The sequence below is a fragment of the Streptomyces sp. NPDC031265 genome (assembly GCF_055570295.1).
Genome location: NZ_JBVIHM010000011.1, coordinates 124,131 through 150,361 on the forward strand (window position 1 = coordinate 124,131; position 26,231 = coordinate 150,361).

At 71.6% G+C, this 26,231-nt stretch carries 27 protein-coding genes; 11 read left to right on the forward strand and 16 right to left on the reverse strand.

Annotation, left to right across the window (positions count from 1 at the left end):
* Positions 1-150: 150 nt before the first annotated feature.
* The 3 genes from ACZ499_RS18940 to ACZ499_RS18950 all read right to left on the reverse strand — a co-directional run bounded on the left by ACZ499_RS18940 (position 151) and on the right by ACZ499_RS18950 (position 2,073).
* Positions 151-624 carry a C40 family peptidase gene (locus ACZ499_RS18940; protein WP_468676318.1) on the reverse strand — a complete coding sequence of 158 codons (474 nt, stop codon included), beginning with the start codon at positions 622-624 and terminating at the stop codon, positions 151-153.
* A 503-nt stretch (positions 625-1,127) separates the two neighbouring features.
* On the reverse strand, positions 1,128-1,436 hold the full coding sequence (locus tag ACZ499_RS18945; protein ID WP_468676320.1) for a hypothetical protein: 309 nt from the start codon (positions 1,434-1,436) through the stop codon (positions 1,128-1,130).
* 4 nt (positions 1,437-1,440) lie between these two features.
* Entirely contained in the window at positions 1,441-2,073 is a 633-nt protein-coding gene (locus tag ACZ499_RS18950; RefSeq protein WP_468676321.1) for an ATP-dependent Clp protease proteolytic subunit, read from the reverse strand.
* 73 nt (positions 2,074-2,146) lie between these two features.
* Here ACZ499_RS18950 and ACZ499_RS18955 point away from each other — a divergent pair, with 73 nt between their 5' ends.
* From ACZ499_RS18955 to ACZ499_RS18990, 8 genes are all read left to right on the forward strand, one after another.
* Positions 2,147-2,428, forward strand: a complete 282-nt coding sequence (locus tag ACZ499_RS18955) for a type II toxin-antitoxin system Phd/YefM family antitoxin (RefSeq protein WP_468676323.1) — start codon at positions 2,147-2,149, stop codon at positions 2,426-2,428.
* A gap of 210 nt (positions 2,429-2,638) precedes the next feature.
* Positions 2,639-2,941 carry an urease subunit gamma gene (locus tag ACZ499_RS18960; protein ID WP_468676325.1) on the forward strand — a complete coding sequence of 101 codons (303 nt, stop codon included), beginning with the start codon at positions 2,639-2,641 and terminating at the stop codon, positions 2,939-2,941.
* Between the two features lie 15 nt (positions 2,942-2,956).
* Positions 2,957-3,268: an urease subunit beta gene (locus tag ACZ499_RS18965; protein WP_371650830.1), complete on the forward strand. Its 312-nt coding sequence runs from the start codon at positions 2,957-2,959 to the stop codon at positions 3,266-3,268.
* Positions 3,261-4,982, forward strand: coding sequence for an urease subunit alpha (locus ACZ499_RS18970; RefSeq protein ID WP_468676328.1), 1,722 nt, complete (start codon positions 3,261-3,263; stop codon positions 4,980-4,982). Before ACZ499_RS18965 ends, ACZ499_RS18970 begins: the two co-directional genes overlap by 8 nt.
* A gap of 19 nt (positions 4,983-5,001) precedes the next feature.
* The gene (locus ACZ499_RS18975; protein ID WP_468676330.1) at positions 5,002-5,676 is read left to right on the forward strand and encodes an urease accessory protein UreF; all 675 of its coding nucleotides are present in this window, start codon (positions 5,002-5,004) and stop codon (positions 5,674-5,676) included.
* Positions 5,677-5,789: 113 nt separating this feature from the next.
* Positions 5,790-6,467, forward strand: a complete 678-nt coding sequence (gene ureG, locus ACZ499_RS18980) for an urease accessory protein UreG (RefSeq protein WP_468676331.1) — start codon at positions 5,790-5,792, stop codon at positions 6,465-6,467.
* Positions 6,455-7,237: an urease accessory protein UreD gene (locus ACZ499_RS18985; RefSeq protein WP_468409457.1), complete on the forward strand. Its 783-nt coding sequence runs from the start codon at positions 6,455-6,457 to the stop codon at positions 7,235-7,237. Before ureG ends, ACZ499_RS18985 begins: the two co-directional genes overlap by 13 nt.
* Before the next feature lie 108 nt (positions 7,238-7,345).
* Entirely contained in the window at positions 7,346-8,923 is a 1,578-nt protein-coding gene (locus ACZ499_RS18990; protein ID WP_468676333.1) for an alpha/beta hydrolase, read from the forward strand.
* Positions 8,924-8,980: 57 nt separating this feature from the next.
* Here the strand turns inward: ACZ499_RS18990 and ACZ499_RS18995 are convergent, their stop codons facing one another.
* The 7 genes from ACZ499_RS18995 to ACZ499_RS19025 form a co-directional block, all read right to left on the reverse strand.
* The gene (locus ACZ499_RS18995) at positions 8,981-10,009 is read right to left on the reverse strand and encodes an NAD-dependent epimerase/dehydratase family protein (protein WP_468676335.1); all 1,029 of its coding nucleotides are present in this window, start codon (positions 10,007-10,009) and stop codon (positions 8,981-8,983) included.
* 64 nt (positions 10,010-10,073) lie between these two features.
* Positions 10,074-10,775 (reverse strand): lysophospholipid acyltransferase family protein, encoded by a 702-nt coding sequence (locus tag ACZ499_RS19000; protein ID WP_468676337.1) that lies wholly within the window; start codon positions 10,773-10,775, stop codon positions 10,074-10,076.
* Positions 10,776-10,815: 40 nt separating this feature from the next.
* On the reverse strand, positions 10,816-10,974 hold the full coding sequence (locus ACZ499_RS19005) for a hypothetical protein (protein WP_180357116.1): 159 nt from the start codon (positions 10,972-10,974) through the stop codon (positions 10,816-10,818).
* 83 nt (positions 10,975-11,057) lie between these two features.
* Positions 11,058-12,014, reverse strand: a complete 957-nt coding sequence (locus ACZ499_RS19010; protein WP_468409449.1) for a cytochrome c oxidase assembly protein — start codon at positions 12,012-12,014, stop codon at positions 11,058-11,060.
* Positions 12,015-12,119: 105 nt separating this feature from the next.
* Entirely contained in the window at positions 12,120-13,145 is a 1,026-nt protein-coding gene (locus tag ACZ499_RS19015; RefSeq protein WP_385540164.1) for a 6-phosphofructokinase, read from the reverse strand.
* A gap of 159 nt (positions 13,146-13,304) precedes the next feature.
* Positions 13,305-14,033 carry a type 1 glutamine amidotransferase gene (locus tag ACZ499_RS19020; RefSeq protein WP_190091330.1) on the reverse strand — a complete coding sequence of 243 codons (729 nt, stop codon included), beginning with the start codon at positions 14,031-14,033 and terminating at the stop codon, positions 13,305-13,307.
* A 23-nt stretch (positions 14,034-14,056) separates the two neighbouring features.
* Positions 14,057-15,295, reverse strand: a complete 1,239-nt coding sequence (locus ACZ499_RS19025) for a MurT ligase domain-containing protein (RefSeq protein ID WP_371650807.1) — start codon at positions 15,293-15,295, stop codon at positions 14,057-14,059.
* 117 nt (positions 15,296-15,412) lie between these two features.
* Between ACZ499_RS19025 and def the strand changes: the two genes are divergently transcribed.
* Positions 15,413-15,982 carry a peptide deformylase gene (gene def / locus ACZ499_RS19030; protein WP_468409445.1) on the forward strand — a complete coding sequence of 190 codons (570 nt, stop codon included), beginning with the start codon at positions 15,413-15,415 and terminating at the stop codon, positions 15,980-15,982.
* A gap of 491 nt (positions 15,983-16,473) precedes the next feature.
* Here the strand turns inward: def and ACZ499_RS19035 are convergent, their stop codons facing one another.
* The gene (locus ACZ499_RS19035) at positions 16,474-17,124 is read right to left on the reverse strand and encodes a TetR/AcrR family transcriptional regulator (RefSeq protein ID WP_468676340.1); all 651 of its coding nucleotides are present in this window, start codon (positions 17,122-17,124) and stop codon (positions 16,474-16,476) included.
* Positions 17,125-17,338: 214 nt separating this feature from the next.
* Between ACZ499_RS19035 and ACZ499_RS19040 the strand changes: the two genes are divergently transcribed.
* Entirely contained in the window at positions 17,339-18,595 is a 1,257-nt protein-coding gene (locus tag ACZ499_RS19040; RefSeq protein ID WP_468409441.1) for an acyl-CoA dehydrogenase family protein, read from the forward strand.
* Between the two features lie 71 nt (positions 18,596-18,666).
* Here the strand turns inward: ACZ499_RS19040 and ACZ499_RS19045 are convergent, their stop codons facing one another.
* From ACZ499_RS19045 to ACZ499_RS19055, 3 genes are read right to left on the reverse strand one after another with little or no spacing between them, the layout of a single operon-like run.
* Positions 18,667-19,155, reverse strand: a complete 489-nt coding sequence (locus tag ACZ499_RS19045) for a glutathione peroxidase (protein WP_468409439.1) — start codon at positions 19,153-19,155, stop codon at positions 18,667-18,669.
* Between the two features lie 34 nt (positions 19,156-19,189).
* Positions 19,190-20,068 (reverse strand): acyl-CoA thioesterase, encoded by an 879-nt coding sequence (locus ACZ499_RS19050; RefSeq protein ID WP_468676341.1) that lies wholly within the window; start codon positions 20,066-20,068, stop codon positions 19,190-19,192.
* 23 nt (positions 20,069-20,091) lie between these two features.
* Positions 20,092-22,605 carry a DEAD/DEAH box helicase gene (locus tag ACZ499_RS19055; RefSeq protein WP_468409435.1) on the reverse strand — a complete coding sequence of 838 codons (2,514 nt, stop codon included), beginning with the start codon at positions 22,603-22,605 and terminating at the stop codon, positions 20,092-20,094.
* A 123-nt stretch (positions 22,606-22,728) separates the two neighbouring features.
* On the opposite strand from ACZ499_RS19055, the gene ACZ499_RS19060 reads away from it, so the two are divergent.
* Complete coding sequence (locus tag ACZ499_RS19060; protein ID WP_468409433.1) at positions 22,729-23,520, forward strand: metal-dependent hydrolase; 792 nt, start codon at positions 22,729-22,731, stop codon at positions 23,518-23,520.
* 29 nt (positions 23,521-23,549) lie between these two features.
* Here ACZ499_RS19060 and ACZ499_RS19065 read toward each other — a convergent pair whose 3' ends face one another.
* On the reverse strand, positions 23,550-25,331 hold the full coding sequence (locus ACZ499_RS19065; RefSeq protein ID WP_468676342.1) for an ABC transporter ATP-binding protein: 1,782 nt from the start codon (positions 25,329-25,331) through the stop codon (positions 23,550-23,552).
* A partial coding sequence (locus ACZ499_RS19070; RefSeq protein ID WP_468676344.1) for an ATP-binding cassette domain-containing protein occupies positions 25,328-26,231 on the reverse strand: 904 nt, incomplete at its 5' end. The genes ACZ499_RS19065 and ACZ499_RS19070, both read right to left, overlap by 4 nt.

A 26,231-nucleotide genomic window follows, 5' to 3' on the forward strand; every position in this document is an offset into this window, starting at 1 on the left:
TGTTGCGGGGGAGGGGCGGGGGAAGGGGTGGGGCGGGGCCCTGTGGGGGGGGCTTTTGCCCGCCCGGGGGGGGGGGGGGGGGGGGCGGGGGGGGGGGGGGGGGTGTTCCCACCGGCCCGCCGTGCTCACCGGCCCCTTGCGTCGCGTGCGTCAGCGCACGCGCCCGTACCAGACGCCCTTCGACCAGATCTTCTCCAGCCGGACCACGGACCCGGTCTTGGGGGAGTGCCAAATTTTGCCGTTCCCGGCGTAGATCCCCACGTGGTAGACGTTCGAGCCGGAGTGGAAGAACACCAGGTCCCCGCGCTGGCGCGCGGACGACGAGATGTGCCGGGTGCTGTTGTACTGCTGCTGGGTGGTGCGGGGCAGCTTCTTGCCCGCCTGCTTGAACGAGTAGACGGTGAGCCCCGAGCAGTCGAACCGGTACGGGCCGCTGGCGCCGGACTTGTACGGCGCGCCCTTCTTCGACGCGGCGACGTTGAGCGCCTTCGTCGCGAGTGTCGCGGCGCTCGCCTCACTGCCGGCACCCGGCGCCAGCATCGTGGCGCCGACGGCGGCGAGCGTGAGGGCGGAGACCGCACCGACTCGAGTCAGCAGGGACGGGACGTAATTCTGCGCAGTCATGCGCGACCCTTCGTCAAACCGCCTGCGAAGGATGACCTGTCGGGTTCGGACTGGCGAAGATGCCCGGCCGCTCGCGCGGCTTCACCCCAAGGGCCTCCCGGTCTCCCGGTGGGCCCGCACTGCTTGGGTCCTCCACTCCTGCCGATCCACTCAGTCGACCAGTCATCCGGGTACGGCGGCAGGACTCGGCGTCCGCCCGGACCGCCCCGCCGCGGTGGCGGGGGCTTGTCGTCGGAAGGGATCTTGACCCACGAAGTGTCGGATTTCCGAGCCGAAACGGCGTTTTGTGAGGCTCCTCACGACTGACCCATTCAGGTGTACATCTGTGTTCCAACGCTCCTGACGGGGTGTCCGACCTGCGTCGCACCAGCGATGGAACGATTCATTCCGTTCGGTGTCTGCGCATTCGGAGCAACATTTGTGGTACATCGTTCGGACCATCGGATGGTGCGAACGGGGGACACCGACTCGTACCGGCGCGGGGGTGCACGGACACCGGAGCGTCAACTCGCGGATGACGGCGGCGGCATCGTCAGACGGCCCGCACGGCGCTCCCCGTCGAGCAGCCGAAGGGTCCGCGCCAGCGTCTCGGAGTGCAGCTCCGACTCGCCGCGCCGATGCATGGTAGTCAGCGCGTCCCGCAGCGCCACGGCCCGCCCGACGAGCGCCTGCGCGGCCCGCAGCGCGCCGTAGGTGTCGCGGTGCCGGGCGGGGTTGATCCGGCCCAACTTGTCGAGCGCGTCGAGGTACGCGTCGATGAACTCGCCCTCGGCGCGCGTCAGCGCGGGCAGCGGCGGAAGTTCGGGCAGCACGGCTCTACCTCCCTTGCGCCGCAGCGGAGTTCTTGCGGCTGGTGACGACGTGGTCGACCAGCCCGTACTCGGCGGCCGCGGTGGCGTCGAGGATGGTGTCCCGCTCGATGTCGGCGCTGATCCGCTCGGTGGACTGCCCGGTGTGCCGGACCAGCAGCTCCGTCAACAGCTCGCGCCCGCGCTGGAGTTCATTGGCATAGATCACCAGGTCGGACGGCTGGCCCTGGATCGGCTCCGCGACCGCGGGCTGATGGATCAGGACCCGCGCGCCGGGCAGCGCGAGCCGCTTGCCCGGGGCGCCCGCGGCCAGCAGTACGGCAGCGGCCGAGGCGGCCTGGCCCATGCACACCGTCTCCACGTCGCAGGTGACGAACCGCATGGTGTCGTAGATCGCCGTCATCGCGGTGAGCGAGCCGCCGGGGGAGTTGATGTACAGCGAGATGTCGCGGTCCGGGTCGGCGTGCTCCAGGTGCATGAACTGGGCCATCACGTCGTTGGCCGCGGTGTCGTCGACGGGGGTGCCGAGGAAGACGATCCGCTCCTCCAGGAGTTTGGAGTACGGATCGAGGGTGCGGACCCCGGTCGAGGTGCGCTCGGAGAATTCGGGCAGGACGTATCGGGCGGACGGGCCGGGCATGACGTACCTCTTCTCTCGTGCCGATGTCTCTGTAAAAAATGTACAGGACGTACAGGCCGTTATGATGGGGAGCATGGCCTATGAGATTCCGGTGACGCAAGCCCGAGCTGAGCTCGCCGAGCTGATCAACCGCGTGGTGTACGGCGGGGAGCGCGTTGTCGTGACCCGGCACGGCAAGCCCCTCGTCGCCCTGGTGTCCGCCGCTGACCTGGAACGACTTGAAGGCGCGGCGGAGCCGGCCGAGGAGCAGGTGATCAGCTCGGTGTCGTCGGTGCGCCAGGTCGCGTCCGCTCCCGGCGAACGGCGCCGGTTCGGCATCGCCGCCGAGCACCGTCAGTCGCCGGCGGGTGACTGACGGGTTCCGGATCGCCCGAGCCGGTGATGGATGCATTGGCCATGGATATGCAAAGCGTCAGTTAACGAGCCGGAAAAACTTCCGCCGTAACGTGCAATGCCTGGCTGCGGAGCCGTGAACCGCAGGTCAACAGAGTGTTGAACTCGGCTAGGGTCCCGCAGCGTCGAGGCGGGATTCCCCCGTCCCGGGCACGACTGTGAGGTGGGAAGCGTGCAACTGACGCCGCACGAGCAGGAGAGACTGCTCCTCCATGTGGCCGCGGACGTCGCGGACAAGCGCCGCGCCCGCGGGGTGAAACTCAATCACCCCGAAGCCGTCGCGCTCATCACGTCGCACATCCTCGAAGGCGCCCGCGACGGCCGGACCGTCGCCGAACTCATGGCGTCCGGACGCAAGGTGCTCTCCCGCGACGACGTCATGCAGGGCATCCCGGAGATGATCCACGACGTACAGGTCGAGGCGACCTTCCCGGACGGCACCAAGCTCGTCACCGTCCACGAGCCCATCGTCTGACGGGGGAGCGCCGCCATGATTCCCGGAGAGATCCTGTTCGCGGACGAGCCCGTCGCCCTCAACGAGGGTCGCGAGACCACCACGATGACCGTCCTCAACGCCGCCGACCGGCCCGTCCAGGTCGGCTCGCACTACCACTTCGCCGAGGCCAACCCCGGCCTGGACTTCGACCGCGCCGCCGCCCGCGGGCTGCGGCTGAACATCGCCGCGGGCACCGCCGTGCGCTTCGAGCCGGGCATCCCCGTCGATGTCGAGCTCGTCCCCCTCGCCGGACGCCGGATCGTCAGTGGGCTGCGCGGCGAGACCGGAGGGCCCCTCGATGGCTGAGCTCCACCGTGCCGTGTACGCCGACCTGTTCGGCCCCACCACCGGCGACCGCATCCGGCTCGCCGACACCGATCTGCTCGTCGAGATCGAGGAGGACCGCTGCGGCGGACCCGGACGCGCGGGCGACGAGGCGGTGTTCGGCGGCGGCAAGGTGATCCGCGAGTCGATGGGCCAGGCCCGCACCACCCGCGCCGAGGGCGCGCCCGACACCGTGATCACCGGAGTCGTCGTCCTGGACCACTGGGGCATCGTCAAGGCGGACCTCGGCATCCGGGAGGGCCGGATCACCGCGCTCGGCAAGGCGGGCAACCCCGACACCATGGACGGCGTCCACCCGGACCTCGTCATCGGCCCCGAGACCGAGATCATCGCGGGCAACGGGAAGATCCTCACGGCGGGCGCGGTGGACACCCATGTCCACTTCATCTCGCCCACCCTCGTCGACCAGGCGCTCTCCTCGGGCATCACCACCCTCGTCGGCGGCGGCACCGGCCCCGCCGAGGGCACCAAGGCCACCACCGTCACCCCCGGCCCCTGGCACCTGGCCCGGATGTTCGCGGCCCTGGAGAACGCGCCCGTCAACATCGGTCTGCTCGGCAAGGGCAACACCATGTCGCGCGAGGCCATGCACTCCCAGCTGCGCGGCGGCGCCCTCGGATTCAAGATCCACGAGGACTGGGGCGCGACCCCGGCCGTCATCGACGCCTGTCTGGGTGTCTGCGACGAGACCGGCGCCCAACTCGCCATCCACACCGACACGTTGAACGAGGCGGGCTTCGTCGGCGACACCCTCGCCGCCATCGCGGGCCGCTCCATCCACGCGTACCACACCGAGGGCGCGGGCGGCGGGCACGCCCCGGACATCATCACCGTGGTCTCCGAGCCGTACGTACTGCCCAGCTCCACCAACCCGACCCGGCCGCACACCGTCAACACCATCGAGGAACACCTCGACATGCTGATGGTCTGTCATCACCTCAACCCGGCCGTGCCGGAGGACCTGGCGTTCGCCGAGTCCCGCATCCGGCCCTCGACCATCGCGGCCGAGGACATCCTGCACGACCTGGGCGCCATCTCGATCCTCTCCTCCGACTCCCAGGCGATGGGCCGGATCGGCGAGGTCATCCTGCGTACGTGGCAGACCGCGCACGTGATGAAGGTGCGCCGGGGCGCGCTCGCGGGCGACGGGCGGGCCGACAACCACCGGGCGCGCCGCTATGTCGCCAAGTACACGATCAACCCGGCGGTCGCGCAGGGCCTCGACAGCGAGATCGGCTCGGTCGAACCGGGCAAGCTCGCGGACCTGGTGCTGTGGGAGCCCGCGTTCTTCGGCGTCAAGCCGCAGCTCGTGATCAAGGGCGGCCAGATCGCGTACGCGCAGATGGGCGACGCCAACGCGTCCATCCCCACGCCCCAGCCGGTCCTGCCCCGTCCGATGTTCGGCGCGCACGGAAAGGCCCCGGCGGCCAACTCGCTCAACTTCGTGGCGCAGGCCGCCCTCGACGACGGGCTGCCCGAACGGCTGGGCCTGGACAAGAAGTTCACCGCCATCAAGAACACCCGCGGGGTGGGGAAGGCGGACATGCGCGAGAACGACGCCCTGCCGGACGTCAGGGTCGACCCGGACACCTTCACGGTGACCATCGACGGCGAGGCGGTGGAGCCCGCGCCGGCCGCCGAACTGCCCATGGCCCAGCGGTACTTCCTCTTCTGAGCGGGCGGAGTCGACACTGATGACCCGAGCTGCCCTGCTCGTCCTCGCCGACGGCCGGTTCCCGGCCGGCGGCCACGCCCACTCGGGCGGCGTCGAACCGGCCGTCAAGGCGGGCCGGGTCCATGACGCGGCCTCCCTGGCGGAGTTCTGCCGGGGGCGGCTGCACACGGCGGGCCTGGTGTCGGCCTCGCTCGCCGCGGCGGCCGTCCTCGGCCTCGACCCGCTCGCGCTCGACGAGGCCGCCGACGCGCGTACCCCGTCCCCGGCGCTGCGGGCCACCGCGCGCAAGCTGGGCCGCCAGATGATGCGGGCGGCGCGGGCCGCCTGGCCGAGTGAGGAGCTGGCCGCGCTGGCGGCGGCCCGGCCGCGCGGGGCGCACCAGCCGGTCGTGCTCGGGCTCGCGGCGCGGGCGGGCGGGCTGTCCGCGACGGACGCGGCGCACTGTGTCGCGTACGAGACGGTCAGCGGGCCCGCGACGGCGGCGGTCCGGCTGCTCAGCCTCGATCCGTTCGACGCGACGGGGGTACTGGCGCGGCTCGCGCCCGAGCTGGACGCGGTGGCGGCGGCGGCCGCGGGCGCGGCGGCCTCGGCCGTGGAGGACGGGCTGTCCGTGCTGCCCGCCGCCTCGGCGCCGCTGCTCGACATCATGGCCGAGGCGCATGCGGCGTGGCCGGTCCGGCTGTTCGCGTCGTAGGCGCTCCCTGAAGAAGACCATCGCCCTGAACGGGCTCGTCCTCAAACGCCGGACGGGCTGAAAGACCAAACACCCGCCCGGGCCGACAGCGACCCTCGCATTGGAGTCTCACCATGCACCTCGACCACTCCCACGGCGGCCCCGCCGCCATCAGCGCCGACGCCCGCCGGCCCGACGGGACGCGGCGGGCCCTGCGCATCGGGCTCGGGGGGCCCGTCGGGTCCGGGAAGACCGCCACCGTGGCCGCGCTCTGCCAGGCCCTGCGGGAGCGGTTCTCGCTCGCCGTCGTCACCAACGACATCTACACCCGCGAGGACGCCGAGTTCCTGCTGCGCAACGCCGTGCTGCCGCCCGAGCGCATCCAGGCCGTGGAGACCGGAGCCTGCCCGCACACCGCCATCAGGGACGACATCTCCGCCAATCTCGAAGCGGTCGAGGACCTGGAGGAGGCGGTCGGGCCGCTCGATCTGATCCTGGTCGAGTCCGGCGGCGACAACCTCACCGCCACCTTCTCCAAGGGCCTGGTCGACGCCCAGATCTTCGTCATCGACGTGGCGGGCGGCGACGACATCCCCCGCAAGGGCGGCCCCGGAGTCACCACGGCAGACCTGCTCGTCGTCAACAAGACCGACCTCGCCCCGTACGTCGGCTCGGACCTGGCGCGGATGGCCCGCGACGCCGAGGAGCAGCGGGCCGAACTGCCCGTCGTCTTCCAGTCGTTGAGGTCCGAGCACGGCGTGGACGCGGTCGCCGAGTGGGTGCGGGAGCGGCTCGCCGCATGGAAGGCCTGACACTCGGCGCGGGGGTGCGCGCCACCGCCCGGATCGTCGCCACCCCCGAGGGCCTGCCCGTCCTGGCGGGCGAGGGCCCGCTGGCGCTGCGCCGCACCCGGGCCATCGGCGGGCGCCACCGGGTCACCGTAGTCGGGGCGATGAGCGCCCCGCTCGGCGGCGACCGCATCGCCGTCGAGGCCGAGGTCCGGGACGGAGCCCGGCTCACCGTGGACTCGGCCGCCGCCACCATCGCCCTGCCCGGGCGGACCGGTGAGCCCGCGCACTACGACGTGCGCCTCGGCGTCGGCCCCGGCGGCGAGCTGCACTGGCTGCCCGAGCAGCTGATCTCGGCGCGCGGCAGCGATCTGCGGATGCGCACCCGCGTCGAGCTCGCGGCGGACGCCCGGCTCGTTCTGCGCGAGGAGCAGATCCTCGGGCGCCACGGCGAGGATCCCGGTACGCTCGCCACCCGGCTCACCGTGCACCGCGCGGGCCGCCCGCTCCTCGACCAGGCGCTGTCGTACGGTCCCGGCGCGCCCGGTGGCTGGAACGGTTCGGCGGTCCTGGGCGGGCACCGGGCGGTGGGGCAACTCCTCGTCGTCGACCCGGAGTTGGCGGAGAAGCCCGTGCGGGCGCGGATGCTCGGCGAGAGCGCGGTGCTGACACCGCTGGCCGGGCCCGCGTTCCTGGTGACCGCCCTCGCGCCGGACGCCCGGCTGCTGCGGCGCGTACTCGACGAAGTCCACACCGCTCAACGGGACTCCGCGTCCCGGCTATCGGTTCGGTAAAGAAACACCAGCACGACCTGTTCTCGACGGCTGTCGAGGCGCGAGGATCCCCCGAGAGCATGGAACGCGCCGCTCCGAGCGGCGCACTTCAGCAGGGGGAGGAACCACTTGAGACGCACCGCAGTGCTCGGCTCGGCCGGCACTCTGATCGCGGGCACGCTCATAGCGGGCGCGATCGCGGCACCGACGGCCACCGCCGAAAGCCGTCACCACGGCACTTCCGAGGCGCGCGGCGTGCAGCTCGCCGCCGAGCGGGCCGCCAAGAAGGGCATCGACTGGACCGACTGCCCGGCCGACTGGGGCTTCGCCAAGCCGATCCAGTGCGGTTACGTCAGCGTTCCGCTCGACTACGCCCACCCCTACGGCCAGCAGATCAAGCTCGCCGTGGACCGCATCGCCTCGACCGGCACCCCGGCCGAGCGCCAGGGCGCCCTCGTCTACAACCCGGGCGGCCCCGGTGCCTCCGGCATGCGCTTCCCGACCCGGGTGACGGGCAAGAACCCCCTGTGGGTCAACACCGCCAAGGCGTACGACTTCGTGGGCTTCGACCCGCGCGGCGTGGGCCACTCGACGCCGATCTCCTGTGTCGACCCGCAGGAGTTCGTCAAGGCGCCGAAGGCCGACCCGGTCCCGGACAGCGAGGCCGACAAGCGCGCCCAGCGCAAGCTCGCCGCCGAGTACGCGGACGGGTGCGCCGAGCGCAGCGGCTGGATGCTGCCGTTCATGACCACCCCGAACACCGCCCGCGACCTGGATGTCATCCGCGCCGCGCTCGGTGAGAAGAAGCTCAACTACCTGGGCGTCTCCTACGGCACCTACCTGGGCGCGGTCTACGGCACGCTCTTCCCGTCGCACGTGCGCCGCATGCTGGTGGACAGCGTCGTCGACCCGGCGCGCGACAACATCTGGTACCAGGCCAACCTGAACCAGGACATCGCCTTCCAGGGCCGCTGGAGCGACTGGGAGAAGTGGGTCGCCCAGAACGACGCCACCTTCCACCTCGGCGACACGGCGGCCAAGGTCGAGCAGCAGTGGGTGAAGCTGCGCGCCGCGGCCAAGAAGAGCCCCATCGGCGGCGCGGTCGGCCCGGCCGAGCTCATCGCGTACTTCCAGAGCGCCCCGTACTACGACTCGTCCTGGGCGCCCGTCGCCAAGACGTGGAGCAAGTACGTGGCGGGCGACACCAAGGCGCTGGTCGACGCGGCCGCTCCCGACATGTCGGACACCAAGGGCAACATCAGCTCCGAGAACGGCAACGCGGTGTACACCGCCGTCGAGTGCGCGGACGCCAAGTGGCCCACCAGCTGGAAGAAGTGGGACCGGGACAACACCCGGCTCAACAAGAACAACCCGTTCATGACCTGGGCGAACGCCTGGATGAACCTGCCGTGTGCCACCTGGCAGACGCGGCAGCAGACCCCGGTCGAGGTCAAGACCGGCAAGGGCCTGCCGCCGGTGCTGATCGTCCAGAGCACCCGGGACGCGGCCACGCCGTACCAGGGCGCCGTCTCGCTGCACCAGCGCTTCAAGGGCTCGCGCCTGATCACCGAGAAGGACGCGGGTTCGCACGGGGTGACCGGTCTGGTCAACCCGTGCATCAACACCCGGGTGGAGGCCTACTTCCTCTCCGGCAAGGTCGACAGCGCCGATGTGACGTGCACCCCGCACGCCACGCCGAAGCCGTAACGGCCGAGCGCGCATGAAGGAGGGGGCGGTCGCAGCTGCGGCCGCCCCCTTCGCGTGTCAGCCCCGCCCGGCCAGCCAGGCGTCCTCGGCCGCGTAGTCGAACAGGTCCGGGTACTTGGCCATGCCGGGGAACGCCTCCCGCCAGTCCCCGCCCCCGAGCCGGTCCACGATCGACGCGACCGTCGCGGGCAGCGACTCCACGTACCCGGTCACCGGCCGGTAGCCCAGCTCCCGTTCGGCCGCCGACATGTCGTAGACGATCGGGTGCGGCGCGCTCCACGGGGTGAGGCCCACCGTGCCCTCCTCCGGCGCCCCTTCGAAGACCACCGTCTGGCTGCGGACCCCCATCACCTCGTCGATCGCGGCGCTCATCTCGGCGACGGTCGGCGCCTGCGGGTCGGCCGCGTTGAGCACCCGCGACCCGGGCCGCAGCGCGGCCAGCCTGATCAGCTCGGCGATGTTGGCGACGTGCGCCGGATGGAAGCGGCTCGCCCCGCCGTGCGCGAGCACCCGCACCGGCCGCCCGTCCAGCGCCCGCTTCACGAAGAACAGTTCGCGCGGGCTCCGGCAGTGCGGCCCGTGGATCGCGCCCGCCCGCAGCAGCGTCGAGGGCAGCACCGAGGCGAGCAGCTCCCGCTCCAGCCGGATCTTGCGCGTACCGTACGTCTCCTCGCCCGGCGCGACCGTGGCCAGCGTCTCGGGGATCGGCACCGGGTAGCGGGGCGAGCCGTCCGGCTCCCCCTGGGTGTCGAAGCTGCGGCCCCGGTCGTCCTCGTACACCGCGCCGCTGGAGATCACCACGGCCGAGCCGATACGGTCCGTGAGTCCGGCCAGCTGCCGGGCGTGCCCTCCGTCGTACGCCGCCATGTCCACCAGGACGTCGCAGCCGTCCCCGAGGGCTGCGGCCAGCTCCCCTTCCGCGTCCCGGTCGAGCGCGAGCGGGCGCACTCCCTCCGGCCAGCCCGGATCGCTCCCGCCGCCGCGCGAGGCGGCCCGCACCTCCCACCCGTCCTCGGCGAGCACGCGCACGGCGGCCCGCCCGATCTGTCCCGTGGCCCCTACGACGAACGCTGTTCCCTTGCCCATACGGGGGACGCTACGACCATGTGATCATCGGGGCCAGGGAGTTGCGCCGTGCGCGGATCCGCTGTCAGCCGAGGACCCTGGGGAACTTTCCGGCCTCCTCGGCCTTCACGTCGGCCGCGTACCGGTCCACGTACTCCTGCCCGGAGAGCTCCAGGATCTTGTACATGAGCTCGTCGGTGGCGGCCCGCAGCACGGCCTTCTCGTTCTCCATGCCGGCGTAGCGGGAGAAGTCGAGCGGCGCGCCGAACCGGATGGTGACCCTCTTGATCTTCGGCATGACCTGTCCGGGCGGCTGGATCTCGAAGGTGCCGACCATCGCGCACGGGATCACCGGAACCTGAGCCTTCAGCGCCATCACGGCGACCCCCACCTTGCCCTTGTAGAGCCGTCCGTCGTGCGAGCGGGTGCCCTCCGGGTAGATGCCCAGGAGCTCGTTCTTGCGCAGCACCCCGAGGCCCTCGCGGATCGCCGCCTTCCCGGCCTCCTTGCCGGAGCGGTCCACCGGGATCTGCCCGACCGCGCGGAAGAAGGCGGCGGTGAGCCGGCCCTTGATGCCGGGCCCGGTGAAGTACTCCTGCTTGGCGAGGAAGGTGATGCGCCGCTTGAGCATCACCGGCATCAGGAAGTGGTCGGAGAACGACAGGTGGTTGCCCGCGACGATCGCCGGGCCGTCGTCCGGAATGTGCTCCAGGCCCTCGATCCTGGGCCGGAAGAGCAGCCTCAGCAACGGCCCCAGAAGGGCGTACTTGAGCACGTAGTACAGCAACGCACCAGCTCCTCACTCGGCCCGCCCGCCGGGGCGCCGCTCAGGCGCTGCGCGAAGCCGCCATGCCCACCGTCGCCAGGCCGAGGACCACCCAGCCGAACCAGAGCCAGCCGCTGCTGCCGAGCGCCACCGTGTACGCAGTGATCATCACCAGCGCCACGACGGTGAGCACCACCATCGCCTTCGTCGTGCCTGGCATGGGGTCCCCTTCCTCCCGGCCGCTGCCGTGAAGTCCATGGTCGCCCCGCAGGGGCCCGTCGCGCCAGACCGGCGCACCGGCTGTTACTGCCCGCGTGCGTTCAGCGAGGCCAGATAGGCGTTGTAGGCGGCCAGCTCCTTGTCGCCGTCGCGGTCGGCGGCCCGGTCCTGCCGCCGCGCCTCGCGCTTCTCGGTCGCGTACCACTGGAAGACCAGCGCGATCAGGACCAGCACGGACGGGATCTCGCTGAAGGCCCAGGCGATGCCGCCGGCCGCCTCCTGGTCGGCGAGGGCGTCGATGCCGAGCGAGGAGGGCGGGTTCTTGTACGTGCCGATCATCGGCTGGGTCGCCATCATCAGGGCGATGCCGAAGAAGGCGTGGAACGGCATGCCCGCGAAGAGCTCCAGCATCCGCATGATGTAGCCGGGGCGGTGCGGGCCCGGGTCGACGCCCATGATCGGCCAGAAGAAGATCAGGCCGACGGCGAGGAAGTGGACCATCATCGCGATGTGGCCGGTCCTCGACCCCATCAGGAAGTCGAAGAGCGGCGAGAAGTAGAGCCCGTAGAGACTCGCGATGAACATCGGGATCGTGAACGCGGGGTGCGTGATGATCCGCAGGTAGCGGCTGTGCAGCAGGGCGAGCAGCAGCTCGCGCGGGCCCTTGCGGCCGCGCCCGGCGACCGGCAGCGCGCGCAGCGTCAGCGTCACCGGCGCGCCGAGCAGCAGCAGGATCGGCGAGAGCATGCTGATGACCATGTGCTGGACCATGTGCACGCTAAACATGACCATGCCGTAGTCGTTGAGCCTGGTGCACATCACCAGGGCGATGCTCAGCACGCCGAGGGTCCAGAAGACCATCCGGCTCACCGGCCAGCCGTCGCCGCGCCTGCGCAGCCGCAGCACCGCCCAGCCGTACAGACCGAGCCCCGCGATACAGCCGATCAGAAAGAACGGGTCCGTGGACCACTCCAGGCCGCGCCCCAGCGTGAACGGCGGCAGATCCATGTTCATGCCCATGCCGTGCCCGCCGTGATCCATCCGCTGACTCCTGATTTCGTACCGGTTGTCCGCACCCAGAGTAGAGCCGCCCCCGGTCGCGATCGCGACCGGGGGCGGCTCATTGCGCGCAAAACGATGCGGGTGTTACAGGACGCACTCCGCCTCGGCGTACCGCTCGGCCGGGACGGTCTTGAGCGTCGCCGTCGCCTCGGCGAGCGGGACCATGGTGATGTCCGTGCCGCGCAGCGCGGTCAGCATCCCGAACTCGCGGCGGTGCACGGCCTCCACCGCGTGCCAGCCGAACCGGGTCGCCAGGACGCGGTCGTACGCGGTCGGGGTGCCGCCGCGCTGGACGTGGCCGAGGATGACCGCGCGGGCCTCCTTGTCCAGGCGCCGCTCCAGCTCCACGGCGAGCTGGCTGGCGACGCCCGCGAACCGCTCGTGGCCGTAGATGTCGGTGCCGCCCACGTCGAAGCGCATCGAGCCCTCGCGCGGCTTGGCGCCCTCGGCGACGACCACGATCGCGAACTTCTTGCCCGCCGAGAACCGGCGGCCGACCAGCTCGGTCAGCTCGTCTATGTCGAAGGGCCGCTCCGGCACGACGATCGCGTGGGCGCCGGCGGCCATGCCGGAGTGCAGCGCGATCCAGCCGGTGTGGCGGCCCATGACCTCGACGATCAGCACGCGCTGGTGCGACTCGGCGGTCGTCTTGAGGCGGTCGAGGGCCTCGGTGGCGACGCCGACGGCCGTGTCGAAGCCGAAGGTGACGTCGGTCGACGCGATGTCGTTGTCGATGGTCTTCGGCACGCCGACGATCGGCAGGCCCGCCTCGGAGAGCAGATGGGCGGCCTTGAGCGTGCCCTCGCCGCCGATCGGGATGATCGCGTCGAGACCGAGCTCGGCGACATGGCCCTTCGCGCGCTCGACGCCGTCGCGCAGATGCGCGGGCTGGACGCGGGAGGAGCCGAGGATCGTGCCGCCGAGGGCGAGGATGCCGCCGACCGCGTCCAGGTCGAGCTTGCGGTAGTCGGCCTCCAGGAGACCCTTCCAGCCGTCGTGGAAGCCGATGACCTCGTCGCCGTGATCGACCACCGCGCGGTGCACGACGGAACGGATGACGGCATTCAGGCCGGGGCAGTCGCCGCCGGAGGTGAGCACACCAATTCGCATTGCCCGGAAAACCTTTGCAACGTGGGCCGACGACCGGACCACGTCGTCCGGTTGGATCCCCGCCACCCTACCGGCGCAGGGTGGCGGGGCCGAATCAGACGTCCGACTGATGGACGTCAGACGAAAGTACGAACGCCGTCTTCCGGGGCTCAGCCCGGGTCAGGCGGGCTGGGTCGCCGAGGCGATGCGCTCGGCGCGCAGCGCCTCGTACCACCGGTCGTCGGTCGGCGGCAGCGCGTTCACATCGAGGGCCAGCTTCAGCAGCAGGTCCGCGATCTGCGGGTTCCGCGCGAGCACCGGACCGTGCATGTACGTGCCGAAGACGGTCTCGTTGTACGCGCCCTCGGTGCCGTCGCCGGTGCCGTTGCCCCGGCCCAGGCGGACCCGGGCGAACGGGCGGGCCGTGGGGCCCAGGTGCGTGACGCCCTGGTGGTTCTCGAAACCGGTGAGCTGGGGCAGGCCCAGGCGCTCGTCGATGTCGCCCAGCACGTCGCCGACGCAGCGCTCGCCCTCGCCCCGGGTGGAGACCACGTCGAGCAGGCCGAGGCCCGGCTCGCGCTCGCCGAGGTCGTTGATGAACTCGTGGCCCAGGATCTGGTACCCGGCGCAGACCGAGAAGATGATCGCGCCGTTGGCGGCGGCACGCTGCAGGCCGCCGTCGCGGCGCAGCCGCTCGGCCGCGAGCCGCTGCGGCCGGTCCTCGCCGCCGCCGATCAGATAGATGTCGCCCGACGACGGCACCGGCTGGTCGCTGCGGACGTCGAGACGGGCCACGTCGAGGCCGCGCTGGCGGGCCCGGCGCTCCACGACCAGGGCGTTGCCCTGGTCGCCGTACGTGCTCAGCAGGTCGGGGTAGACCCACACGAGGCGCAGGCTGTTGTCGCTCATGCTCGCTTGCTCCTTAGGGGGTCTCAGTTGCCGACCGTGCGGCGCACGTCCTGGAAGGCGGTGTAGTTGGCGATCAGCTCGATCTGGCCGGGCGGCGCCAGCTGTACGCACTCCGCGAGGCTCTCGCAGACCCGGAAGTCCAGGTTCGCGACCTCCAGGCGGACCGCCAGGTCCAGCTTGCGGTCGCCGATCACGAAGATCGGGTGACCGGCGAGCCGGGTGTAGTCGACGTCCCACAGCCACGAGGTGTCCGTGCCGTCGGCGCCGCGGGCGTTGACGGCGAGGATCACCGGCGTGGGCGGCGGGTCGATGAGGGAAAACGTTTCGAGCCAGCCCGCCGGGTTCTTGGCGAGCAGCAGCCGCAGCTCGCGTCCCTGGAAGGACACCACGTCGTAGCGCCCCGCGACCGCCTGAACCTGGTACATCCGCTCCAGCGCGACCTGCGGCGGCACCCCGAAGACCGCGGCGACCGCGGCGGAGGTGGCGGCGTTGGCCTTGTTGGCGCGGCCGGGCAGCTGGAGGTGGATCGGCCAGGCCGAACCGTGCGGGTCCAGGACGTAGTCGCCGCTGAGCACCCAGCTCGGGGCGGGGCGGCGGAAGCCGCACTCACCGCAGAACCAGTCGTCGCCCGGGCGCTGCATCACACCGCCGCAGGCGGGGCACGACCAGGCGTCGTCCTTCCACTCCTGGCCCGCCGCCACCCACACCACGTTGGGGGAGGAGGAGGCCGCCCAGACGACCAGCGGGTCGTCGGCGTTGGCGATCACCACGGCCTTGGTGCCCTGAAGCCCCTCGCGCCACTTCTCGGCGAGCATCCGGGTCTCGGCGGCCCGGTCGAGCTGGTCGCGGCTCAGGTTGAGCAGCGCGATCGCCTTGGGCGTCACATCGCGTGCGACACCGGAGAGGTACTTCTCGTCCACCTCGATCACGCCGAAGCGGGCGTCCGAGCCGCCCGCCAGCGCCGAGGTGATGCCCGCGGGCATGTTGGCGCCCAGCGCGTTGGACACCACCGGGCCGCTGGCCCGCAGCGCCTCGGCGATGAGCCGGGTCGTCGTCGTCTTGCCGTTCGTCGCCGAGACCAGGACCACGTCCAGGTGGGTCGCCAGCCGCCCCAGCAGATCGGGGTCCAGTTTGAGCGCTACCCGGCCGCCGATCACCGATCCACTGCCCCGCCCCGCTGCGCGCGACACCGCCGCAGCGGCCTTGCCCGCCGTCACGGCGAGCTTGGCCCGCGGTGACAGCGGCTCCGCGTTGCCTGCCATCGTCCTTGATCCTCCTTGCGCCTGGGTCGGACCTCAGCCTATCGAGATCCGGACAGCGGCCCGAACCGCGCCGGTGGTGGCGCGGCCGCGAACCCCCTGGACCGTACGCTTACGGGCATGCGTCACCGTCCCATTCCCGGCAGTTCCGGCTCGGTACGAGAGATGTCTCTCCTCGGCGACCCGGCCCTGCACGCCCCGTGTGAGCCCGTCACCGACTTCGGTCCGTCCCTCGGCCGGCTGGTCGAGGACCTCTTCGCGACGATGTACGCGGCGCGGGGGGTGGGGCTCGCGGCCAATCAGATCGGCGTGGGGCTGCGGGTGTTCGTCTACGACTGCCCCGACGACGAGGACGTCCGCCACCTCGGACACCTCGTCAACCCCCGTCTGGTGTCGGCCGAGGGCCTGCTGCTGCGCGGCCCCGAGGGCTGTCTGTCCCTGCCGGGTCTGGAGGCGGGGACGGAGCGGTACGACGAGGCGGTGGTGGAGGGGCGGACGGTGTCGGGCGCGGTGGTACGGGTGTCCGGCACGGGGTTCTTCGCGCGGTGTCTCCAGCACGAGATGGACCACCTGGAGGGGGTGGTGTATCCGGAGCGCTTGGCGGGGTGGCGCAAGGCGCGGCTGGCGAGGGCGGTGCGGCGGGCGCCGTGGGGTGGCCGGGGGAGTTCCCCCACCCCGCCCCTTCCCTGAACCCTCCGGGGGTGGGTGGGGGATTGAGGTGGTTTCCCGGGGGCTGCGCCCCTGGACCCCGTTGCGGGGCCTGCGGCCCCTGCGCCCCGCTTACGGGGGCTTCGCCCCCGTTACCCGCGCCGGGGCTGCGCCCCCGCCCCCGCTTCGGGGCTGCGCCCCGGACCCCGCTCCTTGCACGCCGGAGGGGCTGGAGTTACCGAAGGGGCGCGGGGAACTGCGCGGCCGGCCTCCACCGGACCCGGAGACGAACAGGGGCCCCCGCCCCGGAGGCCACGCGGCGGAGCCGCAGATGTCACAGCGGGAAGGGGCGGGGCCTAGGGCGTGGTTCGAAAGTAGCGTCGTCCGCCCGAAGGGCGGGCCCGGCGGCGTCTGGTGCGTGCGATCGCAAGGCGGAGGGTCGCCCCGATACTGGTTGTATCGGGGTGATCCCGACAACGCGGCGAGCGTGCGTGCCAGACGCCGCCGGGCAGACGGGACTTTCGAAACACGCCCTAGAAGCCTGGCCCGCCCACCCGGTCCGCCGCCGCTGCCAGGCGGCCCCACAGCAGGTCCGCCAGGCCCCGTACCAACTCCGTCCGGGAGCAGGGGCGTTCGCCCAGCCACCAGTCGCCCGCCGCGTGCATCATGCCGACGATCCCGTGGCCCCACACCCGCGCCAGCGCCTCGCTCCCCGGACCCAGGTCGATCCGCTCGGCGATCACGATGCCCAGCTCCTCGCCCATCCGCCGCAGCAGCGGCGCCGAGTGGCGGCCCACGTCGAACCCGGCGTGCTCGCCGCCGCCGGTCTCCTCCGCGGGGTGCATGAGGAAGCGGTACACCTGGGGCCGAGCCTCGATCGCCACGAGGTACGTCTCCAGCGTGGCCTCCACGCGCTCACGGCGCTCCGCGGGTGCGTCCAGCGCCGCCCGCAGCGCGGCGAGCAGGGCGTCCGTGTGGCGCTGCGCCAGCGCCCGGTACAGCCCGCCCTTGTCCCCGAAGTGCCGGTACAGGATCGGCTTGGTGATCCCGGCCTCCGCGGCGATCGCGTTCATCGATGCCTTGGGGCCGTCCCGGAGCACCACCCGGTCCGCCGCCTCCAGCAGTTCCCGCCGACGGCTCTCGGCCGACGTCCGCTGCTGCTCGGCCTGGTGTGTGGTCTCCATGGCTTCGTCTCCCCGCCCGTACTCGTACTGCGTCTTACGCGTCGCGTGGTTCCGCCGACGTGTTCCGCCATCCGGAATGCCTGCGCAACGTAACACTCCGGCCAGGTCCCGCGCTGATCGGCCGGCGGTCGGTTGACAGGCTCTACCGGTGAGTAACATACTGCCGTTACCGCAAGTAACGCTTGTCTGTGGCACGGGAACTGGTGGAGGGGACATGGCCGAGTTCACGATGGAACTCAATGACGACCAGAAGCAGGTCAGGGACTGGTTGCACGGGTTTGCGAAGGACGTCATCAGGCCCGCCGCCGCGGAGTGGGACGAGCGCGAGGAGACCCCCTGGCCGGTGATCCAGGAAGCCGCCAAGGTCGGAATCTACTCCCTGGACTTCTACGCCCAACAGTTCTTCGACCCGACCGGTCTCGGCATCCCGGTCGCCATGGAGGAGCTGTTCTGGGGCGACGCGGGCATCGCCCTGTCGATCGTCGGGACCGGCCTCGCCGCCGTCGGCGTCCTCGCCAACGGCACCGAGGAACAGATCGGCACCTGGATACCGCAGATGTACGGCGACGTGGACGACGTGAAGGTCGCCGCCTTCTGCTCCTCCGAGCCGGACGCGGGCTCCGACGTCGCCTCCATGCGGACCAGGGCCGTGTACGACGAGGCCAAGGACGAGTGGGTCCTCAACGGCACCAAGACCTGGGCCACCAACGGCGGCATCGCCAATGTGCACGTCGTCGTCGCGGTCGTCGACCCGGAGCTCGGCTCCAAGGGGCACGCCTCCTTCATCGTGCCGCCCAGCACCCCCGGCCTGTCCCAGGGGCAGAAGTTCAAGAAGCACGGCATCCGCGCCTCGCACACCGCCGAGGTCGTGCTCGAAGACGTCCGTGTGCCAGGGCACTGCCTGCTCGGCGGCAAGGAGAAGCTGGACGAGCGGCTCGCCCGGGCCCGCGAGAAGGCGAAGGCGGGCGGCGGCGTGGGGGTCCCCCCGGCCGAAGGCTGGGGGAGGGTGAAGAACGCCGCGATGGCCACCTTCGAGGCCTCCCGTCCGGCCGTCGGCGCCATGGCGGTCGGCACGGCCCGCGCCGCGTACGACTACGCACTCGAATACGCCAAGGGCCGCGAGCAGTTCGGCCGCCCGATCATCGACAACCAGGGCGTCGCGTTCCAGCTCGCCGACATGCGTACGCAGATCGACGCGGCCCGGCTGCTGGTGTGGCGCGCCTCCTGGATGGCCACGGCGGGCCGGCCCTTCACCTCCGCCGAGGGCTCGATGTCCAAGCTGTTCGCGAGCGAGACCGCCAAGAAGGTCACCGGGCAGGCGATCCAGATCCTCGGCGGCAACGGCTACACCCGCGAGTACCCGGTGGAGCGCATGCACCGCGATGCTGCCATCTACACGATCTTCGAGGGGACCAGCGAGATTCAGCGCCTGGTGATCGCCCGCACGCTCTCGGGCATGCCGATCCGCTAGCCTCCACCGCCAGGAGACCGGCTCCGTTCCCGTGTGGCGGGAACGGAGCCGCACTGTTTCTCTCCGGTGGCTCAGACCGACAGCTGCGCCTCGATCGCCGCGACGACCTCCGGGGCGTCCGGCTCGGTGCGCGGACGGATCCGGGCGACCACCTCGCCGGAGGGGGAGATCAGGAACTTCTCGAAGTTCCACTGGACGTCGCCGGCCTCGCCGTCCGTGTCCGCGACCTCCGTGAGGCGCGCGTACAGCGGGTGGCGGCCGTCTCCGTTGACGTCCGTCTTCTCCAGGAGCGGGAACGTCACTCCGTACGTCGCCGAGCAGAACGTACCGATCTCCTCGGCGCTGCCGGGCTCCTGGCCGCCGAACTGGTTGCAGGGCACGCCGAGCACGCTGAAGCCGCGCTCGCCGTACTGCGCCTGGAGGCGCTCCAGACCGGCGTACTGCGGGGTCAGACCGCACTGGGACGCCACGTTCACGACCAGCACCGCCTTGCCCTTGTAGTCGGCCAGCGAGGTGGGCTCGCCGGACAGCGTGCGCAGCGGGATGTCGTACAGGCTCATCAGCAGACTCCTCGTAACAGGGGAAAAGAACCGGTCAGTCGCGGGCCGGCAGCGGGCGGAACAGGCCCTCCTGGACCACGGACACCAGCAGCCGGCCCTCGCGGTCGTAGATGCGGCCGCGGGCCAGGCCCCGGCCGCCGGTCGCGATGGGGGACTCCTGGTCGTACAGGAACCACTCGTCGGTCCGGAACGGCCGGTGGAACCACATCGCGTGGTCGAGCGAGGCCATGTCGAAGCCCCGGGGACCCCAGAGCGGCTCCACCGGGATGCGGACCGCGTCGAGCAGCGTCATGTCGGACGCGTACGTCAGCGCGCAGGTGTGCACCAGCGGGTCGTCGCCCAGCGGGCCGACCGCGCGCATCCACACCGCGCTGCGCGGGTCCGCGTCCTTGATCTCCTCCGGCGTCCAGCGCAGCCGGTCCACGTACCGGATGTCGAAGGGCTGGCGGCGCGCCATCCGCTCCAGGGCCTCCGGCAGCGTGCCCAGGTGCTCGCGGATCTCGTCCGCGACCGTCGGCAGCGACTCCGGCTCCGGGAAGTCCAGGCGCGGCGGCAGCTGGTGCTCGATACTGCCCGGCTCCGGCTGGTGGAAGGACGCCGTCAGATTGAAGATCGTGCGGCCCTGCTGGACCGCGGTGACCCGGCGGGTGGTGAACGACCGGCCGTCCCGGACCCGCTCGACCTGGTAGACGATCGGGACGCCGGGGCGGCCGGGGCGCAGGAAGTAGGCGTGCAGCGAGTGCACCGGGCGCTCGCCGTCCGTGGTGCGCCCGGCCGCCACCAGCGCCTGGCCGGCCACCTGGCCGCCGAAGACGCGCTGCAGGGACTCCTGCGGGCTGCGGCCGCGGAAGATGTCGACCTCGATCTGCTCCAGGTCGAGCAGATCGACGAGTCTTTCGGCGGGGTTGGTCATGGGGTCCGTCTCCACTCTCCTGATCACAGCTCGCCTACGTCCGTCACCCGGACCACCGCGCGGCCCTCCTCGTCGGACGCCGCGAGGTCGACCTCCGCACTGATGCCCCAGCCGTGGTCGCCGTTCGGGTCGGCGAAGGTCTGCCGCACGCGCCACAGGCCGTGCGCCGCGTCCTCCTCGATCGCCAGCAGCTTGGGGCCGCGCGCGTCCGGGCCGGTGCCCAGGTCCTCGTACTCGTCCCAGTACTTGTCCATCGCCTCGCCCCAGGCGTCCGCGTCCCAGCCCGACTCGGCGTCCATCGTGCCCAGCTCGGCCACGTTGTCGAGCGCGGCCAGCTCCACCCGGCGGAACATCGCGTTGCGCACCAGGACGCGGAAGGCGCGGGCGTTCGCGGTGACCGGCTTGACCTCGTCGGCCTTCTCCTGGGCCTGCTCGGCGGTCTCGATCTCCGGGTTGGCGAGCTGCTCCCACTCGTCGAGCAGGCTGGAGTCGACCTGGCGGACCATCTCGCCGAGCCAGGCGATCAGGTCCTCCAGGTCCTCGGTCTTGAGGTCGTCCGGGATGGTGTGGTCGAGCGCCTTGTACGCGCCCGCCAGATAGCGCAGGACGATGCCCTCGGTGCGCGCCAGCTCGTACCAGGAGGTGAACTCCGTGAAGGTGAGCGCCCGTTCGTACATGTCACGGATGACGGACTTCGGCGAGACCGGGTGGTCGCCCACCCACGGGTGCGACGTCTTGTAGACGTTGTACGCGTGCCAGAGCAGCTCTTCCAGCGGCTTCGGGTACGAGATGTCCTGGAGCCGCTCCATGCGCTCCTCGTACTCCACGCCGTCCGCCTTCATCTGGCCGACGGCCTCGCCGCGCGCCTTGTTCTGCATGGCGGCGAGGATCTGGCGCGGGTCGTCGAGCGTCGACTCGACCACCGAGACCATGTCCAGCGCGTACGAGGGCGACTCGGGGTCGAGCAGGTCGAAGGCCGCCAGGGCGAACGTGGACAGCGGCTGGTTGAGCGCGAAGTCCTGCTGGAGGTCGACGGTGAGCCGGATCGTGCGGCCCTCGGCGTCCGGGGTGTCCAGCTGCTCCACCACACCGCCGTCGAGCAGCGAGCGGTAGATGGCGATGGCGCGGCGGATATGCCGCAGCTGCGCCTTGCGCGGCTCGTGGTTGTCCTCCAGGAGATGGCGCATCGCCTCGAAGGCGTTGCCCGGCCGGGCGATCACCGAGAGCAGCATGATGTTGGTGACCCGGAAGCGCGAGGTCAGCGGCTCGGGTTCGGCGCCGATCAGCTTCTCGAAGGTGGAGTCCGACCAGGCGACGAAGCCCTCGGGAGCCTTCTTGCGGACCACCTTGCGGCGCTTCTTCGGGTCGTCGCCCGCCTTGGCGAGCGCCTTCTCGTTCTCGATGACGTGCTCGGGCGCCTGGGCGACCACGAACCCGGCGGTGTCGAACCCGGCCCGCCCGGCCCGGCCCGCGATCTGGTGGAACTCGCGGGCGCGCAGGGTGCGCACCCGGGTGCCGTCGTACTTGGTGAGCGCGGTGAACAGCACGGTGCGGATGGGGACGTTGACGCCCACGCCGAGGGTGTCCGTGCCGCAGATGACCTTCAACAGGCCCGCCTGCGCCAGCTTCTCCACCAGACGGCGGTACTTGGGCAGCATGCCCGCGTGGTGCACGCCGATGCCGTGGCGCACATAACGGGAGAGGTTCTGGCCGAACTTGGTGGTGAAGCGGAAGTTGCCGATCAGCTCCGCGATCGCGTCCTTCTCCTCGCGCGTACACATGTTGATCGACATGAGCGACTGCGCGCGCTCGACCGCCTGCGCCTGCGTGAAGTGCACGATGTAGACCGGCGACTGCCTGGTCTCCAGGAGCTCGGTCAGCGTCTCGGTGATGGGCGTGGTGACGTACTCGTACGAGAGCGGGACAGGGCGGGTCGCCGAGCGGACCACCGCGGTCTCCCGGCCGGTGCGCCGGGTCAGGTCCTTCTCGAACATCGACACGTCGCCGAGGGTGGCCGACATCAGGACGAACTGCGCCTGGGGCAGTTCCAGGATCGGGATCTGCCAGGCCCAGCCGCGGTCCGCCTCGGCGTAGAAGTGGAACTCGTCCATCACGACCTGGCCGATGTCGGCGTGCTTGCCGTCGCGCAGCGCGATGGAGGCGAGGACCTCGGCGGTGCAGCAGATGACCGGGGCGTCGGCGTTCACGGACGCGTCGCCGGTCAGCATGCCGACGTTCTCGGTGCCGAAGAGCTTGCAGAGGTCGAAGAACTTCTCCGAGACCAGCGCCTTGATCGGCGCGGTGTAGAACGTGACCTCGTCCCGGGCCAGCGCCGCGAAGTGCGCACCCGCCGCCACCAGGCTCTTTCCGGAGCCGGTCGGGGTGGAAAGGATCACGTTCGCCCCCGACACCACCTCGATCAGGGCCTCCTCCTGCGCCGGGTACAGGGAGATGCCCCGCTCCTCGGCCCAGGTGGAGAAGGCCTCGAAAAGGGCATCGGGGTCGGCACTCGGCGGCAGCTGATCGATAAGGGTCACGCCCCCATCTTGCCTGGCTTCACCCCATGAGAGGGAACCGGAGGACGGGCAAGAAGATCATGAGCGATAGGCTGCGTCGTCAACTGGGCCACGGGACAACAGGAAATGGGGCGGGGCACGGTCATGATGGGACCTGCGCACTCACTGTCAGGAGCCGCTGCCTGGCTGGGGGTGGGGGCCGCGGCCGCGGCCACGGGGCACGCCATGCCCTGGCCGGTGCTCGTCGTCGGCGCGCTGATCAGCGCCGGAGCGGCGCTCGCGCCCGACCTCGACCACAAGTCCGCGACCATCTCGCGCGCCTTCGGCCCGGTCTCCCGGGCCCTGTGCGGCATCGTCGACGAGCTCTCGCACGCCGTCTACAAGGCGACCAGGGGCCCCGGCGACCCGCGCCGCAACGGCGGCCACCGCACGCTCACCCACACCTGGCTGTGGGCCGTCCTGATCGGGGCGGGCGCCTCGGCCGCGGCCGTGTTCGGCGGCCGCTGGGCGGTGCTCGGCATCCTCTTCGTCCATGTGGTGCTCGCCGTGGAGGGCCTGCTGTGGCGGGCCGCGCGGATGTCCAGCGACGTCCTGGTGTGGCTGCTCGGCGCGGCCGGCGCCTGGATCATGGCCGGGGTCCTCGACAAGCCCGGCAACGGCTCGGACTGGCTCTTCACCGGTTCCGGCCAGGAGTACCTGTGGCTGGGCCTGCCGATCGTGCTCGGCGCCCTGGTCCACGACATCGGGGACGCGCTGACCGTCTCCGGCTGCCCGATCCTGTGGCCGATCCCGCTGGGACGCAAGCGCTGGTACCCGGTGGGCCCGCCGAAGGCGATGCGGTTCCGGGCCGGGAGCTGGGTCGAGCTGAAGGTGCTGATGCCCGTGTTCATGGTGCTCGGCGGGGTCGGGGCGGCGGGCGCGCTCAACTTCATCTGAGCCCGCCGCGCCGCCCCCTGGGCGGGGCCTCACCCGTGCCAGGACCGCCACAGCGCGGCGTACGCGCCGTCCGCCTCGACCAGGGCGTCATGGCTGCCCAGCTCGCTGATGCGGCCGTTCTCGACCACCGCGATCACGTCCGCGTCGTGCGCGGTGTGCAGGCGGTGGGCGATCGCCACGACCGTACGGCCGTCCAGCACCCGTGCCAGCGAGCGCTCCAGGTGCCGTGCGGCACGCGGGTCGAGGAGCGAGGTCGCCTCGTCCAGGACCAGCGTGTGCGGGTCCGCCAGGACGAGGCGGGCCAGCGCGATCTGCTGGGCCTGGGCCGGGGTGAGGGAGAGCCCGCCGGAGCCGACCTCCGTGTCCAGGCCGTCGTCGAGCGCCCGCGCCCACCCGTCGGCGTCGACCGCGCCCAGGGCCGCCCACAGCTCCGCGTCCCCGGCGCCCTGCCGGGCGAGCAGCAGGTTGTCCCGCAGCGAGCCCACGAACACGTGGTGCTCCTGGTTGACCAGCGCCACGTGCTCGCGCACCCGCTCGGCGGGCATCCGCGACAGCTCGGCCTCGCCGAGCGTGACGCTGCCCTCGCGCGGGGCGTAGATGCCCGCGAGCAGCCGCCCGAGCGTGGACTTGCCCGCGCCGGACGGCCCCACCAGCGCCAGCCGTGTGCCAGGCGCCACCGACAGCGAGACCTGGTGCAGTACGTCCACGCCCTCGCGGTAGCCGAAGCGCACCGCGTCCGCCTCGACGTCCCGGCCGTCCGGGCGCACCTCGGCGTCGCCCGCGTCCGGCTCGATGTCGCGGACGCCGACGAGCCTGGCCAGGGAGACCTGGGCCACCTGGAGCTCGTCGTACCAGCGCAGGATCAGACCGACCGGCTCGACCATCATCATCGCGAGCATCGCGCCCGTCGTCAGCTGCCCGACGGCGAGCCAGTCGTTCAGGACGAACGTTCCACCGATCATCAGGACGGCCAGCAGGATGGCGGTGTGGGTGAGGTTGATGACGGGGAACAGGACCGACCGCAGCCACAGGGTGTACCGCTCCCAGGCCGTCCACTCGGTGATCCGCCGGTCGGAGAGCGCGATGCGGCGCTCGCCGAGGCGGTGCGCCTCGATGGTCCGGCCCGCGTCGACGGTCTCGGCGAGCGCGGCGGCGACCGCCGCGTACCCGGCCGCCTCCGATCGGTACGCCGAGGGCGCCCGCCTGAAGTACCAGCGGCACACCGCCACGAGCATGGGCAGCGCCACGAGCACCGCCAGGGCCAGTGGCGGCGCGGTGACCGTGAGCGCGCCGATCAGCAGCAGTGCCCACACCACGCCGATGGCCAGCTGCGGCACGGCCTCGCGCATCGCGTTGGCCAGCCGGTCGATGTCCGTGGTGATCCGGGAGAGCAGATCGCCGGTGCCCGCGCGCTCCAGGACGCCCGGCGGCAGCCCCACCGACCGCACCAGGAAGTCCTCGCGCAGATCGGCCAGCATCTCCTCGCCGAGCATCCCGCCGCGCAGCCGTACCAGGCGCACGAACACTGTCTGCACGATCAGCGCGCCCGCGAACAGCGCGGCCGTGCGCTCCAGATGGAGGTCCTGGACGTCGTTGGAGAGGTCCTCGACGATCCCGCCCAACAGGTACGGGCCGACCATCGAGGAGATCACCGCGACCGCGTTGACCCCGATGAGCAGCGCGAACGCCGTGCGGTGGCGCCGCATCAGCTGACGTACGTACGCCCGGACGGTCGCCGGGGTGCCGACCGGCAGGGTGGTGGCCGACTGCGGGGCCGCCGGGTCGTACTCGGGTGCCGCCACGCCGATCATGCCGTCTCCTCCCATGTCTCCAGTGACTGTGTCTCCTCGGTCCGCGCCGGCTCGTCGGTCTCGCGGGCGACCACCGCGCGGTAGCGGGCGTCGGTGTGCATCAGGTCGCGGTGCACCCCGACCGAGGCGACCTCGCCGTCGTGTACGAGGACGACCCGGTCCGCCAGGTCGAGCAGCAGCGGCGACGACGAGAACACGACCGTCGTACGGCCCGCGCGCAGCCGCTTGATGCCGCCCGCGACCCGTGACTCGGTGTGCGAGTCGACCGCCGAGGTCGGCTCGTCCAGGACGAGCACCTCCGGGTCGGTCACCAACGACCGTGCCAGGGCGAGGCGTTGGCGCTGGCCGCCGGAGAGCGACCGGCCGCGCTCGGTGATCCGGGTGCGCATCGGGTCGCCGTCGGTGTCCACCGACGCCTGCGCCAGCGCGTCGAGGACGTCGCCGCACTGCGCCGCCGCCAATGCCGCGTCGGCCGCGACCTTCCCGGACGAGGGCACGTCCAGGAGTTCGTGGAGCGTGCCGGAGAGCAGCACCGGGTCCTTGTCCTGGACGAGGACGGCGGCCCGTGCCGCGTCCAGCGGGAGCCCGTCGAGCGCGACCCCGCCGAGCAGGGCGGACGCCATGGCGTCCGCCTCGGTGGCGTGCCCGCCCAGGCGCTCGGCCAGCCGTCCGGCCGCGTCCGGGTCGCCGCACACGACAGCCGTGAACCGGCCCTCGGGCGCGAGCAGTCCGGTCGCCGGGTCGTACAGGTCGCCGGGCAGATCCTCGGCGGCGGGCCGGGCGGACCCGGCCCGCGCCGGACCCGGCCCAGACGGCACACACCGCGTCCTTCCCGAACGGGTCATTGGCCCCCTCCCATGCAAGAAAGGGAGGAATACGCCTGGGGAAGGGGAAAGGAAA

Bases quoted from the DNA above. Each gene is read 5' to 3' on its own strand.
- ACZ499_RS18940 (WP_468676318.1), bottom strand. From the start codon at position 624: ATGACTGCGCAGAATTACGTCCCGTCCCTGCTGACTCGAGTCGGTGCG.
- ACZ499_RS18950 (WP_468676321.1), bottom strand. From the start codon at position 2,073: ATGCCCGGCCCGTCCGCCCGATACGTCCTGCCCGAATTCTCCGAGCGC.
- ACZ499_RS18955 (WP_468676323.1), top strand. From the start codon at position 2,147: ATGGCCTATGAGATTCCGGTGACGCAAGCCCGAGCTGAGCTCGCCGAG.
- ACZ499_RS18965 (WP_371650830.1), top strand. From the start codon at position 2,957: ATGATTCCCGGAGAGATCCTGTTCGCGGACGAGCCCGTCGCCCTCAAC.
- ACZ499_RS18970 (WP_468676328.1), top strand. From the start codon at position 3,261: ATGGCTGAGCTCCACCGTGCCGTGTACGCCGACCTGTTCGGCCCCACC.
- ACZ499_RS18975 (WP_468676330.1), top strand. From the start codon at position 5,002: ATGACCCGAGCTGCCCTGCTCGTCCTCGCCGACGGCCGGTTCCCGGCC.
- ureG (WP_468676331.1), top strand. From the start codon at position 5,790: ATGCACCTCGACCACTCCCACGGCGGCCCCGCCGCCATCAGCGCCGAC.
- ACZ499_RS18985 (WP_468409457.1), top strand. From the start codon at position 6,455: ATGGAAGGCCTGACACTCGGCGCGGGGGTGCGCGCCACCGCCCGGATC.
- ACZ499_RS18995 (WP_468676335.1), bottom strand. From the start codon at position 10,009: ATGGGCAAGGGAACAGCGTTCGTCGTAGGGGCCACGGGACAGATCGGG.
- ACZ499_RS19005 (WP_180357116.1), bottom strand. From the start codon at position 10,974: ATGCCAGGCACGACGAAGGCGATGGTGGTGCTCACCGTCGTGGCGCTG.
- ACZ499_RS19010 (WP_468409449.1), bottom strand. From the start codon at position 12,014: ATGGATCACGGCGGGCACGGCATGGGCATGAACATGGATCTGCCGCCG.
- ACZ499_RS19015 (WP_385540164.1), bottom strand. From the start codon at position 13,145: ATGCGAATTGGTGTGCTCACCTCCGGCGGCGACTGCCCCGGCCTGAAT.
- ACZ499_RS19020 (WP_190091330.1), bottom strand. From the start codon at position 14,033: ATGAGCGACAACAGCCTGCGCCTCGTGTGGGTCTACCCCGACCTGCTG.
- ACZ499_RS19025 (WP_371650807.1), bottom strand. From the start codon at position 15,295: ATGGCAGGCAACGCGGAGCCGCTGTCACCGCGGGCCAAGCTCGCCGTG.
- def (WP_468409445.1), top strand. From the start codon at position 15,413: ATGCGTCACCGTCCCATTCCCGGCAGTTCCGGCTCGGTACGAGAGATG.
- ACZ499_RS19035 (WP_468676340.1), bottom strand. From the start codon at position 17,124: ATGGAGACCACACACCAGGCCGAGCAGCAGCGGACGTCGGCCGAGAGC.
- ACZ499_RS19040 (WP_468409441.1), top strand. From the start codon at position 17,339: ATGGCCGAGTTCACGATGGAACTCAATGACGACCAGAAGCAGGTCAGG.
- ACZ499_RS19045 (WP_468409439.1), bottom strand. From the start codon at position 19,155: ATGAGCCTGTACGACATCCCGCTGCGCACGCTGTCCGGCGAGCCCACC.
- ACZ499_RS19050 (WP_468676341.1), bottom strand. From the start codon at position 20,068: ATGACCAACCCCGCCGAAAGACTCGTCGATCTGCTCGACCTGGAGCAG.
- ACZ499_RS19060 (WP_468409433.1), top strand. From the start codon at position 22,729: ATGATGGGACCTGCGCACTCACTGTCAGGAGCCGCTGCCTGGCTGGGG.
- ACZ499_RS19065 (WP_468676342.1), bottom strand. From the start codon at position 25,331: ATGATCGGCGTGGCGGCACCCGAGTACGACCCGGCGGCCCCGCAGTCG.